This window comes from Mycobacterium angelicum (assembly GCF_002086155.1).
Taxonomy (GTDB): domain Bacteria; phylum Actinomycetota; class Actinomycetes; order Mycobacteriales; family Mycobacteriaceae; genus Mycobacterium; species Mycobacterium angelicum.
Window position 1 is genome coordinate 36585 of record NZ_MVHE01000005.1, and the last position, 20836, is coordinate 57420.

The following is a 20836-nucleotide window of genomic DNA, read 5'->3' on the forward strand; positions in this document are numbered from 1 at the left end:
CCATGTGATGAGTCGCGTCAGCCTCCGGTGAGAAAGACCAAGGAGGGTAGCGCGTGAGCGAGTCGCAGACACCGCCTTTGCCGCGGGTCATGCTGCCGGATGACCTCGGGCAGGACCTTGTCCCATGGCTTCATGAGCATTCTGAGATCTGGGAAGCTGCCTTGCGGGACAGCGGCGCCCTGCTGTTTCGAGGATTCGGGATCGACAGCCCCGTGGCACTTAACCGCTGCATCGTGGCGACTTCCGAGGAGTGGGCAAGCTACCGCGAGCGTGCCACCCCACGGACCGCCGTCGGCGATAACATCTTCACCTCCACGGAATATCCGGCGCGGGAAGTTATCCAGCTGCACAACGAGAACTCGCATTGCACGTCGTGGCCCCTGAAGCTGTACTTCTGCTGCGTAACTGCATCCGCCACCGGCGGTGAGACACCGCTTGCGGACTGCCGAAACGTGCTCGCCGCAATCCCATCCGCAATCCGCGACGAGTTCGCCGAGCGCGGGTGGCGGTACCGACGGCATTTCGGGCTTTTTGGATTCTCTTGGCAGGAGGTATTCGCCTCGGCCGACCGCGATCAGGTGGAGGCCTACTGCCGCGAGAACGCGATGGACGTCGAGTGGGGTCGCGACGACTCGCTGACGGTCACCTATGCGCGCCCCGCGATCCACGTCCATCCGGTCACTGGCGAGCCAGTGTGGTTCAACCACGGGTTGTTCTTCAACCCGTATTCGCTGACGCCGGAGGTGCGCGAAGTGCTACTCGAGTCCGTCGGCGTCGAAGGCCTGCCCTACAACACGACATATGGCGATGGAGAAGCCGTTCCGCATGCCGTGCTGCAAGAGATCGACCGGGCATACCGCGAGCAGACGCGAACATTTCCCTGGCAGCCGGGCGACCTACTGTTCGTCGACAACATGTTGGTCGCGCACGGGCGCCGGCCATTCACCGGCGACCGCCGGGTGTTGGTCGGCATGGCTGACCCGGTGCCGCCCCAAGGCCCGTCAACCCCGAGCTAAGCGGCGCGGCTGTCGACGAGCGAGCTCAAGCTGCCCACCGAAGATGCGTCGAACAGGGCACGCACATTCAAATCGACGTCAAGAGATTTATTGACCGCGGCAATCACCCGCAGCGCCGAAATAGAGTCGCCGCCAAGGTCGAAGAACGAGTCGTCGACTCCGACGTCACCTACACCCAGCACCTGGGAGTAGATGCTCGCCAGGAGCTGCTCGGTGGCGGTCGTGGGGGCCCGGTAGTCCCGAATCGGCGCGGGAGTCGCCACCGGGCGGCGGCCAACGATCCTATTCACACGGGCGGGTTGCCCGTCGTCGACAAAAGCGACGGACGCCAACGTCTCATCCGGATGGGCTGCCATCGCCACCAGCACTCGCTCCAGCCGCGCCAGCAGGGCGTCGATTGTGGGGCCGTCGAAAACCTCGGTGGCGAATTCAATGCGGAACTCGAGCTCAGGGCCCGGAACCGCGATCAAGTTCAGTGGGTAATGGTTGAACTCATAGCCGCTGATTTCGCGGATGCTCAGGTCGTGGCCGCAAGGTTGGGGGCCCGAATCATAGGGATAGTTTTGGTAGCGGAACAAGGTGTCGAACAGCCAGGCGTGGCCGGTTATGCGATGAATTTCGGTGAGCGGCAGGTGCTGGTGTGCCAGGGTCTCGTTCTGGGCGTGCCGTAATTGGTCCAACAGTTGTTCGGTGGTGGTGATCGCGGCGATGGTGGCGCGTACCGGCAGCGTGTTGATGAACAAGCCCACCATTGATTGCACGCCCGCAAGTTCGGCCGGCCGGCCTGAGACCGTCACCCCGAACACCACGTCTTGCTGGCCGGTAAGCCAGCTCAACAGGCACGCCCAGGCGGCCTGCAGCACGGTGCTGACGGTGGTGTTGTGCCAATGTGCCATTCGGGTGAGCTCGTCGGTAGTGGCCGCAGGGAGCGAAAAGGATTTCACTTCCTTGCTGGTGAGGCCGAACCGGTCGGCAGGGCCGACCAACGTGGGCGCTGGCAAGCCGGCAAGCACGGAGCGCCACACAGTGGCCGCCTCGTCGTGATCTTGCCCGCTCAGCCAGGACAAGTAGTTGCGGTATGGAGCAGGAGTGGGTAAGGGCTGCAAGTCGTAACCGGCGAATATTTCGCGGAACAGGATCGGCAGGGACCAACCATCCAACACGATGTGATGGTGAGTCAGCACTAGCCGATAGCGATGAGCGGCCGTGCGAATCAGGGTCGCGCGCAACGGACATGCTCGAGTCACATCCGCGACGGAACCACGGTCGTCGGCGCAGATTCGCTCGATCTGTGCGTCCGGCGCAGGAGCGCCGGCTAGGTCCTCGGTTAGGTCTGTGTAGCGCCAGGGCAACACCGGTTCGGCCAAAATAATCTGCACCGGTTGGTGGAACTGGTCGATAACGAATCGAGCCGCCAGGTTGGGATGACGGTTGAGCACTGCCTGGATGGCACCGCACATGCGGTCGGGTTCGAGGTGACCGGCCAAGTCGATGCTCAGCTGCACCACGTACGGATCAGCGGCACCCTGTCCATACCGATGCCCGTGGCTGGTGTGGAACAGCAAGCCTTGCTGCAGCGAAGTGAGCGGCAAGATGTCGGCGATCGCGTACCGCGTTTCGAGGTGGTCGATCTGCTGCTGGCTCAGCGCGGTGAGGGCCACATCGCTTGGAGTCAGGCCGCGCCCACCTTTTTGCACATGAGCGCATATGCCGGCCAGAGCCTCAAACCAGAGCGCATTGACCCTGGCGACCTGGGCGTGATCGAGTCCGGTCGACGGCGCCCAGGTCCACTCGGCCTTGAGTTGCGGGCCGCCGGCAGTGTCGACGGTGGCCGCGTTCAGTCCCACGGCTTGGGTCAGCTGCATGGGCACCGCGGCAGCGGCGGGATCACTGAACAGCGGGCCGGAACCCGCGATCTGCCATTCATCTTGGGGCGCAAGCGAATCCGCTGTAGTGCCCAGCCGGCCGAGATAGTTGAAACCGATCGAAGGATCGGGGCCGGTCAGTTCTACGTCGTCGTTCAGATAGCGAAGCAAACCGTAGCTCAGGTCGTCGGGAATGCCTCGAAGCTGTTCTTTGGCATCCTTGATCACCGTCGCCAACGCCGGGCCGCCGCCGTGCACCTGTTGCCAATCGAGCCGCTCGACCGAGATCGCAACCGGGTACTTGGTGGTGAACCACCCCACTGTCTGCGACAGATCGATGTCGGGGGCCAGCTCGTCCTTGCGGCCGTGTCCCTCGACATTGATGCCGATCGGCGCAGTCGGGCGACCGCGAAATTCCGTCCACGCCAACGCAAAAGCAATCAGCAGAATGTCCTGCACTCCCGCGCGAAAGGCCGCCGGCACCTCACCGATGAGCATGCGGGTCGTCTCAATATCCAACGACGCCGACAGGTGGCCCGCGGTGAGAAAGGTATCCGCTGCGGGGTCCGCCGCCGGCAGCACCGCCCCCGCCGCCTGGATTCGCCGCCACGCCGCCAGCTGATCGAGCACGGCCGTCGAGCGCGCATGCACCGACAACTTCGCCGCCCACTGACGAAATGACGTGCCCCTCAACGGCAATGCCACCGGCTGACCGGCACGACGCTGCCCCCATGCGGTGTTCAGATCTTGGACCAGGATCCGCCATGACACTCCGTCCACAGCCAGGTGGTGAATAACCAGTACCAGCTCGGCTGTGGACGACACCCACACCGCGCTGACCATCACTCCGGCCGCCGGATCCAACCGGTGTCGCGCCGCTACCAGCGCGGCATCGGATAACACTGGCACACACTGCACACACGAATTCGCACTAACAGAGCCAGGTTCGGGCACCCGCAGCGACCACCGTCGGTCATCGGCGACATCGTCGACAACCTGCAACCGCAACATCGCGTGGCGATCCAACAGCGCTTGTACCAACGGCACCACGTCGTCATCGCTGACCCCCGAGGGAGCCCGCAACATCATCGTCTGATTGAACTCGTCAACCGAGCCCTCAACGCCGGCCAGCCAGCAGATGATTGGCGTCGCCATCACCTCACCGACCCCATCGTCGGACCCGGCGTCCTCGTCACGAATTAGCTTGGCAACACGAGCAACCGCGGCCACGGTCCGCTCGACGAAAATGTCTTGCGGTTTACACAACACGCCGGCAGCACGCGCTCGCGCGGTCACCAGGATCGAGGAAATGCTGTCCCCGCCCAAGTCGAAGAACGAGTCGTCGACGCTGACGCGGTCGATACCAAGCACCTGGGCATAGACGGCCGCGAGGATTTCCTCGGTCGGGTTGGCGGGGGCCCGGTAGTGGTCAACCTCACCGTATTCGGGAGCAGGCAAGGCGCGGGTGTCCAGTTTGCCGTTGACTGTCAAAGGCAGCGCGGGCAACGTCACCACTGCGGCGGGCACCATAAACTCTGGCAGCTGGTCGGTTAGTGCCGTGCGCGCGTCGACTGGGTCGGCGGTCCCGGTGATATAGCCGACGAGGCGTTTGTCGCCGGGACGGTCTTCGCGGACGATCACGACCGCCTGGTCGATTCCTGCCAAACTCGTTAGCGCCGCGCTGATTTCGCCGACCTCGATGCGGTACCCACGCACTTTGACCTGCTCGTCGGCGCGGCCAAGGAAATCCAGTTGGCCGTCGGTACGCCAGCGCACCCGGTCGCCGGTGCGATACATGCGCTGTCCCGGCGCGTCCGCGCCGCTGCCGAACGGGCACGCGACAAAGCGTGACGCGGTCAAACCCGAACGGCGCCAATAGCCGCAGCCGACTCCGTGGCCCGCGACGTAGAGCTCTCCGGTGACTCCCACCGGTACCGGTCGCAGCCACTGGTCCAGCACGAACAATGCCGCGCCCGGCACTGGCGAACCAATGGGCGGGGCACCCGAACCTGAACTCAACGGCGCGCTCATCGACACATACGCTGTGGTCTCGGTTGGCCCGTAGACATTGACCATCAGCCGTCCGTCGGCCCAACGGTCCACCAGCTCAGCCGGACAGGGCTCGGCGGCCACCACCAACGCCGTCGACTCCAACCCCTGCGCAGGTAGCACCGCCAGCGCTGACGGCGTCTGGCTCAACACGTCAACCTGCTCCGAGATCAGCAGTGCATGCAGGTCTGCCGGCGACCGGGTCACTGCTTCGGGCACCACCACCAGCCGTCCACCGCGCAACAGCGCACCCCAGATTTCCTTTACCGAGCCGTCGAAAGCATACGAATGGCACTGGGTTACGGCCTGCCCTGCCACGGGTGCGAACGGCATAGGCGACGTGAACAGTTGAGCTACGTTGCGGTGAGTGATGGCAACGCCTTTGGGCGCTCCCGTGGTGCCGGACGTGTAGATGAGGTAGGCGACGTCGTCCGGGGCAGGCGGCGGCAACGGTACGTCGGGACAGCTGTCGATTCGAGGGTCTTTGACGTCGATCACCAGCAGGTCGCGCCCATCAAGTCGGGGGCGCAGGCCAGCCGTCGTAAGTGCGGCTGCCGGGGTGGCGTCGTCGAGCATGAATGCGACTCGGGCGTCCGGGTAGTTGGCGTCGATAGGCAGGTAGGCCGCACCAGTTTTGAGCACTGCCGTCATTGCCACGATCGCCTGCGTCGAGCGCTCCAATAGCAGCGCAACGCAGTTGCCCGGGCGCACGCCATGGCTGGCCAGCAAGTGCGACAACCGGTTGGTGGCCGTGTCGAGTTCGCGATACGTCAGGCGGTCGTCGTCGAAAACCACGGCGACCGCCTCAGGTGTGCGAATCACTTGCGTGGCAAGCAATTCCGGTATCGAGACGGTTGGTCCCGGCCGGGTCAGCGCTGCACGGTTGCTCCACGCATCGAGACTGAGATGTTCGGCCTCGTCGAGCAGGTCGGTCGACGACAACCGCCGCTCTGGGTCGGCGAGCACGGCGTGCAGCAGGCGCTCCCACCGGGTGATCAGCCGGTGGATGCTGGCCGGGTCGAAGACGTCGGTGCGAAATTCCACAACGCCTGCGACGCCGGCGGCCGCACCGGTGTCGGTGAAGCGTTCGGCCATGGAAAACACCAGGTCCCAACGCGCGGTCTGGGTGTGTATCGGCACCGGTGTGACGTCGAGATCGCCCAGCACCAGCTGGTCGGGCCCGGTGTTTTGCCACGCCAATGTCACTTGGACCACGGGATGGTGGGCAAGGCTTCGGGTTGGGTTGAGTCGCTCCACGAGGACGTGGAACGGCACGTCTTGATGGTCGTAGGCGGCTAAGCTGCTCGCCCGCACCTGGCTGAGCAGTTGGGCAAATGTCGGATCGCCGTCGACCTGGATTCGTAGCACCAGGGTATTGACGAAGAAGCCGATCAACTCGTCGAGTGCGGGGTCGCTCCGTCCGGCGGTTGGGATCCCTACTACCACATCGGGATTGGCGGTGATCCGGGCCAGCAGCACACCGAGGGCCGCCTGGATGACCATGAAACTGGTGGCATGGTGGTGACGGGCAACGTCGCGTACTTGCTCGTGCAACTCTGCGGACCAATGAAAAGCAACAGTGGCGCCGCGGTGATCGGCGATCTGCGGATAGGGCCGATCGGTGGGCACCTCCAAGCGTTCCGGCGCACCGGCCAGCGCGTCTTGCCAATAGGCCAGCTGCGCGGCGATCGCGCTGGCCGGATCGGCTAAATCGCCGAGGCGCTCGCGCTGCCACAGCGTGTAGTCGACATATTGAACCGGCAGTGGCGCCCAGGCAGGCTCCTGTCCTGCGCGCCGGCTGGCATAGGCCGCGCCCAGATCGGTTGCCAACGGTGCCAGCGACCAGCCGTCGGCGGCGATATGGTGCATCGTGAGCATCAGCACATACTGGTGCTCGGCGACGATGAAAAGCTTTGCGCGAAAAGGGATTTCGGTTGTCAGGTCGAAGGTATCCCGGGCCGCCGCGCTCTGGGCCTCAGCTAACTGGCTGGGTGACCATCGGCTTGCGTCAACGACGTCCCACCCATAGTGCGCTTCTTCAGCGGCGATGATCACCTGATGCGGTATGCCCTCGACCGCCGCAAATACTGTGCGCAGGCTTTCGTGACGGCCCACCACGTCAGCCAACGCCTGGCGCAACGCCTCGACATTCAGCTCGCCACGCAATCGAAATGCCAACGGGATGTTGTATACCGCGGACGGGCCCTCAAGCTGGTCGATGAACCACAACCGGCTCTGCGCAAACGACAGCGGAATCGCCACGGGCCGCGGGTGCACCGGCTCCAACGGGGTTAGCGCGGTGTCTCTCGCGGCGACATGGGTGACAAGCTCACCCACCGTCGGGGCATCAAACAACATGCGGACGTTGAGGTTGGTCCCCAGTGAGCTATTGATTGCGGCGATGAGCCGCATCGCTAATAGCGAGTCGCCGCCGAGGTCGAAGAACGAGTCGTCGACTCCGACTCTCTCGACGCCGAGCACCTGGGCGTAGATGTCGACCAGGATCTCTTGGGCGGGCGTCGCCGGGGCGCGGTACGGGTCCGTAGTCGTGTACTCGGGTGCCGGCAGGGCGCCGATGTCGAGCTTGCCGTTGACCGTCAACGGCAGCGCGCTCAGCGACACCACTGCCGCAGGCACCATGTGTGGAGGAAGCTGCTCGGCGAGCGCCACGTGTGCCTCGGTCGGATCGGCGGACCCAGTGACGTAACCAACCAGGCGTCTGTCGCCGGGCTGGTCCTCGCGGGCGACGACGACCGCTCGATCGACGCCTTGGACGTTGGCCAGTGCCGCGGTTATCTCGCCGAGCTCGATGCGGTACCCGCGGATCTTGACCTGCTCGTCGGCGCGGCCGAGGTATTCCAATTGACCATCGGCGCGCCAGCGCACCACGTCGCCGGTGCGATACATGCGTTCTGCGGACGCGTCCGCGCCGCTGCCGAACGGGCAAGCCACAAAGCGCGATGCCGTCAAGCCTGACCGGCGCCAATACCCGCAGCCGACGCCGCGGCCGGCCACATACAGTTCTCCGGCTACCCCGACCGGGACCCGGCGCAACCATCGATCCAGCACAAACAGGGCCGCCCCCGAAACCGGCGAACCGATAGGCGGCGCACCCGAATTCGGTGTCAACTGCGCACTCATCGACGTGAACATCGTGGTCTCGGTCGGCCCGTATTGATTGACCATCAGCCGGCCGACGGCCCAGCGATTCACCAGCTCGGCCGGACAGGTCTCACCGCCGACCACCAGCGCGGCCGACTCCAACCCCTCTGGGGCCAACCCGCCCAGTGCCGAGGGGGTCTGGGTCAAGACGTCGACCTGCTCGGTAATGAGCAACGCGTGCAGGTCTTCCGGCGAGCGAGTTACCGTGTCGGGCGCCACCACCAGCCGCCCACCGTGCAACAGTGCGCCCCAGATCTCCCACGAGGACAAGTCGAACGCGTACGAATGGCATTGGCTCCACACTTGCCCGGCCGCCAGCACGAACCTGTCGCTTAGCGAACCGAACAGCTGGGTGAGGTTGTGGTGGGTGATCGCCACACCCTTAGGGACGCCGGTAGTGCCGGAGGTATAGAGGATGTAAGCCAGATTCGTGGCCGCGGGGTGCGGCAATCCGGTGCTTGGATACGCATCGATTGCCGGGTCGTTCATATCGATCACCGGCACGGCGTATCCCATCAACCTGCCGGCCAGCTCAGCGGTTGTCACTATCGCTGCCGGGGCAGCGTCTTCGACCAGGAACGCAACGCGGGCATCGGGGTTCGCCGGATCGATGGGTAGGTACGCGGCCCCGGTTTTGAGCACGGCCAGGATCGCGGTGACGGCTTGGGCGCAGCGCTCGACCAGCAGCCCCACCAGCCGGCCGGGCCCCACACCGTGGCCGTTCAGGAGGTGGGCGAGCCGATTGGCCGCGGCGTCCAGCTCGGCATAGTTCCACGACCGCTGCTCATCCACCAGCGCTACCGCCTCGGGGCGTAGCGCCACCTGGCGGCCGAACACCTCGGGAATCGATACCGGATGTGCCGGGGGTGGATCAGCCAGCACGTCACGATTACCGCGGTCATCGAGGTAGGTGTGTTCGCCGGCGTCGAGCAGATCGATCGACGACAGCGAGCATGCCGGATCGGCGAGCACGGCGAGCATGAGCCGCTCCCACCGCGCGACCAGCGTGTGGATGCTGGCGGCATCGAAGACGTCGGTGCGAAACTCCACAGTGCCGGCGATTCCGGCTGATTCACCTGTGTCGGTGAACTTTTCGGACAAGGAGAACACCATGTCCATGCGCGCTGTCTGAACTGCCAACGGGATCTCGCTGATGTCGAGTTCGCCCAATGTCAGCTTGGCGGGAGCCGTGTTTTGCCACGCGAGCATCACCTGTATCAGCGGGTGATGGGTCAGGCTTCGGGCCGGATTGAGCCGCTCCACCAACACTTCGAATGGCACGTCTTGGTGTTCGTAGGCGGCCAGGCTGCGCGTGCGCACCTGGGCGAGCAGATCGGCGAATGTGGGGTCACCGTCGACCTGGACTCGCAGCACCAAGGTATTGACGAAAAAGCCGACCAACTTGTCGAGCGCGGGATCGCTGCGACCGGCGATCGGGATCCCGACGGCCACGTCGGTGCTGTCGCACAACTGAGACAGCAACACACTCAGGGCGGCCTGGGTCACCATGAAGCTGGTCGCGTGGTGGTCACGGGCAATCCGGGCCACCTGCTGCTGTAGCTCGGCTGGCCAGTGAAAAGAAATGGTCGTGCCGCGGTGATCGTCGGTCGGCGGATATGGCCGATCCGTGGGCAGCTCCAAACGTTCGGGCATTCCGGCCAGGGCCTGTTCCCAGTAGGCCAGCTGGGTGGCAATTCCGCTGTGGGGATCTGCGAGATCACCGAGCTGCTCACGCTTCCACAACGTGTAATCGACGTATTGCACCGGCAATTCGGCCCACTCGGGGACATGTCCGTCGCAGCGGTTGGTGTAGGCAGTGCTCAGATCGGTTGCCAACGGGGCCAGCGACCAGCCATCGGCGGCTATGTGGTGCATGGTCAGCACCAGCGCGTGTTTGTCTTCGCGAGTTGTGAAAAGTGTTGCGCGGAAGGGAATTTCGTTTGCCAGGTCGAATGTGTAGCGGGCCGCGTCGCTGACGGCTTCGGCTAACTGGGTGGGTGGCCATCCGGTTGTGTCGATCACCTCGCAAGCACCGTCGGCTTGTTCAGCCGCAATCACCACTTGGCGAGGTACTCCGTCGACCGCCGCAAATACTGTGCGCAGGCTTTCGTGACGGCCCACCACATCGGTCAATGCCTGACTCAACGCCTCGACATTCAGCGCACCGGTCAACCGTAGTGCCACCGCGATGTTGTAGACCGGCGTGGGCCCTTCCAATTGGTCGATAAACCACAACCGGCTCTGGGCGAACGACAATGGAACCACCTTGGGCCGCAACGGAATCGGCGCCAACGGTGTGCGTGCAGCTCCGCCGCTCGTGACGTGCGCAACCAGCTGACTCACGGTGGGGGCATCGAACAAGGTGCGCACGTTGAGGTCGGTGTCTAGGGAGTTGTTGATTGCCGCGATGACCCGCATCGCCGACAGTGAGTCTCCACCGAGGTCGAAGAATGAGTCGTCGACGCCGACGCGGCCAGCTCCGAGCACTTGGGTGTAGATGCTGGCCAGGATCTCTTCCGCCGGAGTTGTCGGGGCTCGATACCAGTCGATGCTCGTGTAGTCGGGTGCCGGTAGCGCGCGGGTGTCCAATTTGCCGTTGACCGTCAACGGCAGCGCAGCCAGGCTAACCACCGCGGCCGGCACCATAAAGCCGGGTAGCTGGGTGGTCAGTGCCGTGCGGGCGACGACGGGATCGGTTGTGCCGGTGATGTAACCGACAAGGCGCTTGTCGCCGGGCCGGTCCTCGCGGGCGATCACCACGGCTTGGTCGACTCCGTCGAGGCTGCTCAATGCGGCGGTTATCTCGCCCAACTCGATGCGATGCCCGCGGATCTTGACCTGTGTATCGGAGCGGCCGAGAAACTCCAGTTGGCCGTCTGGTCGCCAGCGCACTACATCGCCACTGCGATACATGCGCTGGCCGGCTCCGTCGGCGCCGCTGCCGAAGGGGCACGCCACAAATCGTGACGCGGTCATTCCCGGCCGATGCCAGTAGCCGCATCCGACGCCACGGCCCGCCACATACAGCTCTCCGGCCACCCCGACCGGCACCGGCCGCAACCAGGAATCCAGTACAAACAAGGCCGCGCCCGAAACCGGTGACCCGATCGGCGGGACTCCCGAATCGATGCTCAACGGCGCGCTGATCGTCGCGTAGATCGTGGTCTCGGTTGGGCCGTAGGCATTGACCATCAGGCGCCCGCCCGCCCAACGGTCCACCAGCTCGGCGGGACACGGCTCACCGGCAACCACCAACGCGATCGACTCCAAACCCAGCGGCGACAAGGCGGCCAGCGCCGACGGAGTCACGCTGAGCACGTCTACCTGCTCGCCGATCAACAGTGCGCGCAGATCCTCCGGTGACCGCGTTACCGCGTCGGGTACCACCACGAGTCGTCCGTCGTGCAGCAGTGCGGCCCAGAACTCCCACGACGCGAAATCGAATGCATACGAATGACATTGAGCCCAGACCCGACCGGGCATCGGAGAAAAACGCCGATCCATCGCGTCGAACAGTTGGGTGAGGTTGTGCTGGGTGATTGCCACGCCTTTAGGCACACCGGTAGTGCCCGACGTGTAGCGGATGTAGGCGAGGTTGTGGGCGTCGGGGGCCGGGAATCCAGTACCGGGGTAACCGTTGATCGCTGGGTCGTCGATGTCGATGACAGTTAGGTCATGCCCGGCGAGTCGCCCGGCCAGCCTCGCCGTGCTCACCGCGGCCGCCGGCGCCGCGTCCTGCACTACGAACGCGATCCGGGCATCGGGGTAGTTGGGATCGATGGGCAGATAGGCGGCCCCGATCTTGTATACGGCGAGAATCGCGGCGATGGTGTTCGTGGAGCGCTCCAACAGCAGCGCCACAACGCTGCCGGGACCCACCCGGTGGTAGTCGGCGAGCAGATGCGCGAGCCGGTTGGCCCTCGCGTCAAGCTCGCCGTACGTCACGTGGTCGCCGTTGAACACGACGGCGACCGCTTCAGGTGTGCGCGCCACCTGCGCGGCCCACAGCACCGGAATCGACACCGGCGCTGGCCCGCCGACACTCAGCACGGCCCGGTTGCCCACCTCGTCCAGGCGGGCATGATCGGCGTCGTGTAGTGCATCCATCGACGACAACCGCCGCCCCGGATCGGCGATTAGCTGCGCCAGCAGGCGCTCCAACCGTTTCGCCAAACCTGAGACGCTGACATCGGGAAAGGGCTGACCGGTGGTGTCCAGAAAGAGCCGGTCACCAGCTCTGGTGAGAAACAGGGCCGGACGGTCGCCGGACAAGGGCAGCACCACGACCGATGCCGCAGCGTCACCGAAGGGCTCAAGGGGTGTAGACGGGAACAAATTCACACTGATCCGGCGTGGCGCCGGTCCGCCGCCGGCGAGGTCGGGTTTGTTCTCCAGGACGTGTACCGGAAACCTCTGATGCAGTAGGGCCTCTTGTATTCGGGCATCAACGTGCTGACAGAAATTCGCAAACTGAGATCCTGGCGAGGGCTCCAATACCAAGGGAACGGTTCCAGCCACCATTCCCGGAACTGTTCTGGATTCGGGAGTCGTTCGCCTGCTGACCGCGAAGTCGACCACCACCGTAGAACCACCGCTGTCCCACTGATTCACCAAAAGCGCGCACGCCGCGCTCAGTACCGACGATTGACGAACACCCAACAGTTTGGACAGCGGCTGGATTCGACTGACCACGGAACGGTCTAACTGCACCCACCCAGCAGCCCGCTCAGGATCAGGCTCACTCTCGGTTCGCGGCGGCCCGTAATCCGGTGTGTTTTCCTGCGGAAGAATCGCACTCCAGTAAGCTCGATCTTCTAGATAATCGGTGGAGGCCTCGTATTCCAATTCCCAATTGATCAGTTCTCGCAACGAGCCGAAGCGTGCGGGCGGCACCGGCACGTCCCCAATGAGGGCGGAATAGACCGACGCCACCCGGTTGGCAATAAGCAGGACGCCGTACCCATCGCTCACGATATGATGAACGCAAATAGACAAGTAGAATTCGTTCAGTTGCGTCCGATACAAAGCGAACTTGAATAGCGGGCCAGTGAGCGGCATTGGCCTGCGCTGGAACGCTAATGCTAAGCGATAGACCTCTTGCGCGGGGTTTGGCTGTGACGAGAAATCATAACGGGGAATCTCAATATCGAACTGATCGACGACCCTTTGGCCAACTACGCCATCGCTGTCGAGAATGGTGGCCCTAAGTGGTTCGGCCTCGCGAATGACATGTTGGATCGCCTGTTCGAGTAAATCGGGCTGTATCGCGCCTGCGATGACAACGAGTATTTGATCCTGCCATTCCGAATCCAAGGAATGTAGGTTTTGCGACAACCAGATGTCGAGCTGCCCCCTCGTGAGGGGTAGGAATTCCTCGTGAAGGTCCATTCACCGCTCCTGCCGAGAAGGCTAGGCATCGTCATCGAATGTGTTGGTGCTCAACAGATTTCCTGATCCGCTAGTGGAGATTAGGTAACCGTTGAAAAACCTAGCACAGCCAGCGGCGACCGATGGCTCGGAATCATGCCTGGGCACGAGCATGAACACCGAAATGGATGCGGTGTGCGATGCTCTCGGTGTCGTTGAATGCGTCGCACGCCAGAGCCTAGAGATTGATGGCCATGGAATACACCGGCACAGATAGCCGAGATCCCGGCAAGCTCGATGCCCGGTTGCTCCGAATAGCCGCCGTGTGTGTCTTGGGCTCGATGATGGCCACCCTGGACATGACGGTCGTCACCGTCGCACAACGCACCTTCGTCACCACGTTCGACTCAACTCAGGCCGTCGTGGCATGGACGATAACCGGCTACCGGCTTGCGCTGGCCGCGGTGATCCCACTGGCCGAATGGGCGGCCGACCGGTTCGGCACCAAACGGCTCTTCATGGCCTCAGTTCTTGTGTTCACGCTTGGCTCGCTGCTGTGCACTGCGGCGCCAAACATCAATCTGCTCATAGCCTTTCGAGTAGTACAGGGCCTGGGCGGCGGCATGCTGGTACCGCTGATCCTCACCATCATGACCCGCGAGGCAGGTCCAAAGCGGATGGGCCGCGTAATGGCGGTGCTGGGCGTCCCTGTCCTGTTGAGTCCAGTCTTCGGTCCGGTCCTGGGCGGCTGGCTTATCGACGCTTACGGCTGGCAGTGGATCTTCTGGATCAACCTACCGGTGGGTGTGTTTGCGCTCGTCTCGGCCGCGATCGTTTTCCCGCAAGACAGCCCGGCGCTATCCGAAACCTTCGACTTCATCGGCATGCTGCTGCTGTCACCCGGCTTGGCGACGTTCTTGTACGGGGTATCGGTGATCCCGAGTTGCGCGGTAACCGATGGTCGGGTGTGGATACCGGTAACCATCGGATTGTTTTTGATCGTCGGGTTCGTTTTGCACGCCCTCTTTCGAACGGATCATCCGCTGATCGATCTGCGGTTGTTCACCAACCACGTGGTCGCGCTGGCCAACGCGGCGATGTTTCTGCTCGCGACGTCGTTTTTCGGCGCTGGGCTACTGTTCCCCAGCTACTTTCAGGAGTTGCTGCACCAGACGCCACTGCAGGCAGGGATGAGCATGGTCCCGCGCGGACTCGGCGCCATGGTCACGATGCCGTTCGCGGGATTGTTGATGGACAAACGAGGGCCAGGCAAGATCCTGCTAGTAGGCGTCGCCTTGATCGCCGCGGGCATGGGCGTGTTCGCTTACGGCGTTGCCCGACAGGCGGATTACTTCCCGACCCTGGTGACCGGCTTGACGATCATGGGGCTGGGCATGGGCTGCACGATGATGCCGCTGTCCGCAGTGGCGGTGCAGACCCTGGCCCCTCGCCAAATCGCTCGCGGTTCGACGTTGATCAACGTCAATCAGCACGTGGCCACCTCGGTTGGGACCGCGCTGCTATCGGTGATCTTGACCAGTCAGTTCAACCGCAGTGCGAACATCACTGCCGCACACAAGATCGCTGTCCTGCAGGAAAACTCTGCTCGGCGGGGGGGATCGCCAGATCCGGCCACACTGTCGCAACAGGCGTCGGCCGGTGATTTTCAGCGCAACCTGCTGCATGATCTTTCGCACAGCTACGCCGTGGTGTTCGCGGTCGCTGTGGTTCTGGTGACCTCGACAGTCATTCCAGTGGCGTTGCTGCGCAAGAAAACGGTCATGAGCGCACGGCTCATGGATGCAGGCTCCACTGACCGTAATCCTGGGCAAGGACGTCGTTGACGTCGACTTCGTGTCCACCGACTTTTGGCCCTGGATTCGACGCGGTACTCACCACGCGTTGGTAGAGGACTGCGGCGGGGTCGACCCGACCGTGCGACCAGGCCTTGGTCTGCCAGGCCCACCGGTGGCCGGGGGAGCGCGAACTTCCGATAACGCCGTCGGCGGCCGCCCACTGGCACACATCGATACCGCCGTAGACGCCGGTGCGCTGCACTCCCAACACCGAGTTGATTCCGCGAAACCACTTCAGCGCCTGAGTGTTCCAAGTGTCGCGGTTTATGTCCTCGTCGATGGTAAAGAAGATCGGGGCACTTTGACCGCCGCCCGCCGCGGTATGCAGCTTCCAGGCGGTGCGAGCGTCGGCGACGCCGCCGTCGAACCCGCGTTTGAAGTCCGATGACGCTGTGCCGCCTGGCTTGCCGTATTGGTAGTTGCTGACGATCATCAGCCCGGCGGCTTTGAGTTGATCGGCGTAGGGCCGGGTGATCGGTTTGGCACCAAAGGACGAACCGGGCCGCGACAGCGAGACGTAGTTGATGACGCCGGTATAGCCGGCTGCTCGTATGTGCTCCGCGGGAATTTGGCTCTGGGCGAAGTCGATCAGTTTGGGAGCCGCAGCAGCCGCCGCTGGGGCGGCGACAGATGCCATGGCCGCTGTCGCAGACAACGCAGGCAGTGCCGACAAAGCGATGGTGTAGCGCAATGCGTCACGGCGGGAAACTGAGCGCGGCCGCCGGAAGTCTAGACACGCCGACATGTCCATCGCGTGATGTTAACAATGTGGCTGCTGTGAAATGATGGAGTGTTTGAGCTGATACCAATTCGCGTCCGTGTCGTTCTCCGGACAGAGTCCTACGCGGTATTCGGGTCGGCCAGGTCCACGTCTGGTGCCAGCTCACCGACCCGCACCGCGGTGAGCGGCGTGACGATCGGGCCGCATGGCGCCTCCAGGCCAGTGCTGGCGCCGACGAATGTTCCATCCGCCCGGGCTTGGAAGGACAGTGTTTCGCTGCCCTGGTTGATGCTGTTGTTGCAGGTATACATTCGCCATCTGGTGCCTGCCCATTGGCCTTTGTCTTCGCGAAAGACGATGGTGCGTTCGTAGGGTGGTTGCAGCCATTTCGCGCCGATCGACGTGTCCGCCGCCGTCGCCACACACCCCGCAGGTGGGCACGCGGAGCGAATCGCGATCACGGTGGACGAGGGTGTAACCGGGTGAGGCTTGCCGTCCAACGTCTGTTTACTTCCGTCGAAGTCGAACCGATACATGCCGTCAGCCAACGCAGTCGCTGCCGCGGTTCCGGGTGCGACGACGGCGATTGCTGAGTCCACCGCGCCCAGGATCAGGGCGACGGCAAGCACGCGGAGAATTGTCATGTGTCAGCCTCCTGCCGGCTGCCGGGGCGCATCCACGGCGCCCATCGAACAATCATCACAGAGGAAGCGCCGAAGCAAGGCAAATCGCTCAACGAGGCTGGGCCCGCCGATATTGAGTTGCGCCGCATTACGGGATGGCGTAAACCCGTTGCCGTGACCGCCCACAAAGTCGACGGCTACAAACTGCTGAACTTCGCCAGCCAAGTCGACCCCAACACCATCGAACAGGCAAAGCAAACGGCCGCAATGCCTTTCGTGTACCCTCATGTCGCTTTGATGCCAGATGCGCACAGCGGCAAGGGATCTGCCGTCGGCACCGTGATACCCACCGACGGCGCCGTGATCCCCGCAGCCGTCGGCGTCGACATTGGCTGCGGGATGGTGGCCGCGCGCACCCGATTCACCGCCGACGACATTGCCGACAAGAATCTTGCCGAACTCCGTGAATCACTCGAGTCGGCGATACCGCTGTCACCCGGCAATTACAACAAGTCCACCACCAGGTTCCCCTTCACCAAGCGCCGGATCGACACGCTCTGCGATCTGGCGCGGTCGCAGCAGATCGACTTGTCACACTCGCCGAAGTGGCCCGAACAACTCGGATCCCTCGGCGGTGGAAACCATTTCATCGAGCTGTGTCTCGACGAGCAACATCGCGTGTGGATGTTCCTGCACTCCGGCTCCCGCGGCGTCGGCAACAAGATAGCCCAACGCCACATCAAGACTGCGCAGCAACTGTGCAAGCGGGCTCATATCGCGCTGCCGAACCAGGACCTGGCCTATCTATCGCAAGGCACACCCGAATTCGACTCGTATCTCAGGGAATTGAACTGGGCGCAGAAGTTCGCCTACGAGAACCGCAACGAGATGATGGATCGCTTCCGGCAAGCGCTTGCGCACTGGATAGGGGTCGAGTCGCAGCGCGTCGAAGTCGAGAGAACGAATTGCCACCACAATTACACCCAGCTGGAGCGGCACGGCGGTCGAGATGTCTGGCTAACCCGCAAGGGTGCGGTCGACGCACACGAAGGCGTTCAAGCCGTCATTCCCGGCTCAATGGGTACCCGCTCCTACATCGTGCGGGGTAAAGGCAATTCGGCCGGGTTGTGCTCGGCGCCGCACGGGGCGGGCCGGCGCTTCTCCCGCACCGAAGCCCGGCGCCGGTTCACCGCCGACGACCTGGCGGCCCGAATGCACGGCATCGAGTACCGGCACGGCGATCAATGGGTAGACGAAATCCCCGACGCCTATAAGGACATCGACATCGTGATGGCCGATGCCGCCGATCTCGTCGACGTCGAGCACGAACTGCGCCAGGTGCTCAACGTGAAAGGCACGTGATCAGCCGAGCGATTCCCAGAATCGGGTCAGCGCGGCCGCGCCGCGAGCCGGGTCTTGCACCATCCACCAATGTCCCAGTCCGTCAAGCACTTCCGTGTGTGCCCCGGCTCGTTCGGCCGCACGGCGGCGAATGGCCTCGGAACCGACGAAGATGTCCTCGGTGGCCAGCAGCGACAGGCCGGGCCGTGCCGCGGCGCTCTCCAGCGCCCGGCCGGCTTCGCTGATCGCCGGTTGCCGCGCTGACCGGTAGAGCGCCAGGATGGCCCGGCCCATCTCCGGGCCCTGCGCGGCGGCCAGTGACGCCGCGATTTCGGTGGGTATGCCGAACCCGGCCATCTGGGTGGTCCGGTCCTCGAGCGTCCCGCCCAGCATCGTCTCGATGAGCTGCTCGCCGTCCCCGGGCGTCTGCCAGACCTGGGCCAGGTCGTGCCACACGTAGTCGGGGTCGAAGACGCCCAGGATGTCGCTGGCCCAGCTGCGCACTAGTTCGGGCCGATGCAGCACGAGGTTCACGACGTGGCCGCCGCCCCAGTCGTGGCCGACGAGGTCGACCGGTTCACCGATGGATTCCAGCTCGCCCTCCAGCCAGTCGCGGTAGGCAAGGAAGGTCGCCGGGAAGTCGTCGGGCAGCGGCGCACCGAAGCCCGGCGGCGAGAGACACACCACGTCCCCGCGGCCCAGAATGCCGAGCAGCGGCCCCCAGATCGCGTCGGTTTCCGGATTGCCATGGACCAAAACGACCGTCACTGTGTCCTCCAATGTGCGCCGATGCGTGCTTTACGCTAGCTCGTGTGCGCCCGCGCCGATCGGCCCTCTACCTGCCAGGCAACAATGCCCGGGCAATGCAGAAGGGTCAAACACTGCCGGCTGACGTATTGATCTTCGACCTCGAGGATGCCGTGGGCCCCGATGCGAAGGTCGACTCGCGGCGCGCGGTGTGTGAGGCCGTCTCGTCCGGTAAGTACTGGCCGCGCGAGATCGTGGTGCGCGTCAACGGCTTTGGCACCGACTGGCACGACGACGATCTGGCCGCCGTGGCTGAATCGGCCGCCGACGGAGTCCTGGTGCCGAAAGTCGGTACCGCACAACAGGTTCAGGAGCTGGTCGCCAGTCTGCAACGGCTGGGCGCGCCGGATTCGTTGCAGCTGTGGGTGATGGTCGAAACACCTGGGGCGTTCTTGCGGACCGAGGAGATCGCCTCGGCCAGCGATCGTCTGGCCGTGCTGGTGGTCGGCACCAACGATCTGGTGAACGAGCTGCACGGACTTCATGTGCCCGGGCGCGCGCCGGTCGTGCCGGCGTTGGCGCTGACCGTGCTGGGCGCAAGGGCCGCCGGAAAGGTGGTGCTGGACGGTGTATTCAACGCCATCAATGACGATGCGGGGTTTGCCGCCGAGGCGCGCCAGGGCCGCGAGATGGGTTTCGACGGCAAGACCCTGATCCATCCGTCTCAGATTGTGCCGGCCAATGACGTGTTCGGGCCGTCGGAAAAAGAGCTGGCCGAGGCCGGCAAGATAGTCTCGGCCTACGAGCGGGCTCAGGCCGCGGGGGAGAGCGTCATAACCGTCGACGGCCGCATGATCGAGAGCCTGCACGTACGTGGGGCGCAGCGCATTCTTGCGTTGGCTGAGCGTATCTCCGAACTGGAATCGCAAAGCGGGACACCGTAATCCAATCGTCATTGGAGAACACGGTCAATTCGACGGGTTCGAACCGTCCGATGTCAAAAACGCCCTCCTGACGGCCGAGTCGTGCGCCGGCAGCGAGCCACGTGATGAGACAAGTATGTCTGTTGCCCCAATGGGTTTCGGCGTCCACTCCAGAGCGTGCGCCGCACATTCACGCGTCGGTGGTAAGCCTGCGGATGGCGTCGGTCAATGCGTCCATGCCCAGCGGGGTTCCGGTGATGAGTGCGCGCAGCGTGGCACCATCGAGCAACACCGTGACGGCCTCGGCGGCTTGCCGGCCGATGCGTGGCTCCAGCAGGGCGACCAGGCCGTCCGGCCACAACCGGGCCAGCCCCTGCAACTCCGGTCGATGGGTCGCCGCGAGGTAGAGCTCATTGAGCGTGCGGTGCCGGTCGGGGTCGGCCAGATATTCGCCGACGAGGCGAGCCAGGGTGGCGGGCAGGTCGTCGTTCTCGTCGAGCCGGCGGCGCCATTCCTCGAGATCCTCGGCCGACGAAGTCGCTGCATGCGCGAGTGCGGCTTCGCGCAGCGCGCCGAGGTCGCTGAAGTAGTAGGTCGTCGATCCGACGGGCACCTCGGCCTCGGCCGCGACCCGGCGGTGCGTCAGTGCGCCAAGGCCCTGGCGCGCGATCACCCGCCCCGCCGCCTCGACAATCGCCTGGCGACGGCCGGCGGGATCACGCGGGCGGCGGTCGGACATCGCGGTCAATGCGCCCCGGTGAGGTTCAGGGTCAGCACGCCGACGACGATCAGCCCGACCCCGACGACTTTCGACAGCGATAGTGGTGACCCGAGAAAGAGTACGGCGATGAGCACGATGGCGGCGGTGCCGATTGCCGACCACAGTGCATAGGCGACGTCGGTCTGCATCCCGCGCGATATCGAGGCAGCCAGCAGGGCGAAAGCGATCCCGTAGCCACCCAGACAGACCACGGTCGGCCACAGCCGGCTGAAGCCTTCGGTGCTCTTGAGCAAGCTGGTCGCCACCACTTCGGCGAATATCGCGCAGAAAAGATATAGATAAGCCAACACGCCTCCTTGGTGTACGAATGTACATGTACAAATGTACATTAGAAATACCGCCTGACCGAACCGCCCCGTACGCGACAATGACCACACCGGTGGGT

General features: G+C 64.0%; 10 protein-coding genes. 4 read left to right on the forward strand and 6 right to left on the reverse strand.

The annotated features are described in order from the left end of the window. Window positions 1-53 precede the first annotated feature (53 nt). The gene (locus BST12_RS05305; protein WP_139801498.1) at window positions 54-1016 is read left to right on the forward strand and encodes a TauD/TfdA family dioxygenase; all 963 of its coding nucleotides are present in this window, start codon (window positions 54-56) and stop codon (window positions 1014-1016) included. On the opposite strand, the gene BST12_RS05310 is transcribed toward BST12_RS05305, so the two are convergent. Beyond that, entirely contained in the window at window positions 1013-13480 is a 12468-nt protein-coding gene (locus BST12_RS05310) for a non-ribosomal peptide synthetase (protein WP_083111974.1), read from the reverse strand. The genes BST12_RS05305 and BST12_RS05310 overlap by 4 nt on opposite strands. Before the next feature lie 233 nt (window positions 13481-13713). Here BST12_RS05310 and BST12_RS05315 point away from each other — a divergent pair, with 233 nt between their 5' ends. Beyond that, window positions 13714-15303 carry a DHA2 family efflux MFS transporter permease subunit gene (locus BST12_RS05315; protein WP_245850082.1) on the forward strand — a complete coding sequence of 530 codons (1590 nt, stop codon included), beginning with the start codon at window positions 13714-13716 and terminating at the stop codon, window positions 15301-15303. Here the strand turns inward: BST12_RS05315 and BST12_RS05320 are convergent. Both BST12_RS05320 and BST12_RS05325 read right to left on the reverse strand, forming a co-directional pair. Next, window positions 15254-16066: a DUF1906 domain-containing protein gene (locus BST12_RS05320; RefSeq protein ID WP_083111976.1), complete on the reverse strand. Its 813-nt coding sequence runs from the start codon at window positions 16064-16066 to the stop codon at window positions 15254-15256. The two genes, BST12_RS05315 and BST12_RS05320, sit on opposite strands and share 50 nt — an antisense overlap. 89 nt (window positions 16067-16155) lie before the next feature. Then, window positions 16156-16680: an Rv2253/PknI dimerization domain-containing protein gene (locus tag BST12_RS05325; RefSeq protein WP_083111977.1), complete on the reverse strand. Its 525-nt coding sequence runs from the start codon at window positions 16678-16680 to the stop codon at window positions 16156-16158. Window positions 16681-16833: 153 nt separating this feature from the next. Between BST12_RS05325 and BST12_RS05330 the strand changes: the two genes are divergently transcribed. Continuing rightward, window positions 16834-18021, forward strand: a complete 1188-nt coding sequence (locus tag BST12_RS05330; protein WP_083112111.1) for an RtcB family protein — start codon at window positions 16834-16836, stop codon at window positions 18019-18021. On the opposite strand, the gene BST12_RS05335 is transcribed toward BST12_RS05330, so the two are convergent. Then, complete coding sequence (locus tag BST12_RS05335; protein ID WP_083111978.1) at window positions 18022-18768, reverse strand: alpha/beta fold hydrolase; 747 nt, start codon at window positions 18766-18768, stop codon at window positions 18022-18024. Between the two features lie 44 nt (window positions 18769-18812). Here BST12_RS05335 and BST12_RS05340 point away from each other — a divergent pair, with 44 nt between their 5' ends. Then, a complete protein-coding gene (locus BST12_RS05340) occupies window positions 18813-19691 on the forward strand; it encodes an HpcH/HpaI aldolase/citrate lyase family protein (RefSeq protein WP_245850083.1) in 879 nt (292 codons plus the stop codon). Window positions 19692-19860: 169 nt separating this feature from the next. Here BST12_RS05340 and BST12_RS05345 read toward each other — a convergent pair whose 3' ends face one another. Next, complete coding sequence (locus tag BST12_RS05345) at window positions 19861-20418, reverse strand: TetR/AcrR family transcriptional regulator (RefSeq protein ID WP_083111980.1); 558 nt, start codon at window positions 20416-20418, stop codon at window positions 19861-19863. After that, window positions 20415-20738 carry an SMR family transporter gene (locus BST12_RS05350; RefSeq protein ID WP_083112112.1) on the reverse strand — a complete coding sequence of 108 codons (324 nt, stop codon included), beginning with the start codon at window positions 20736-20738 and terminating at the stop codon, window positions 20415-20417. Before BST12_RS05350 ends, BST12_RS05345 begins: the two co-directional genes overlap by 4 nt. Window positions 20739-20836 lie beyond the last annotated feature (98 nt).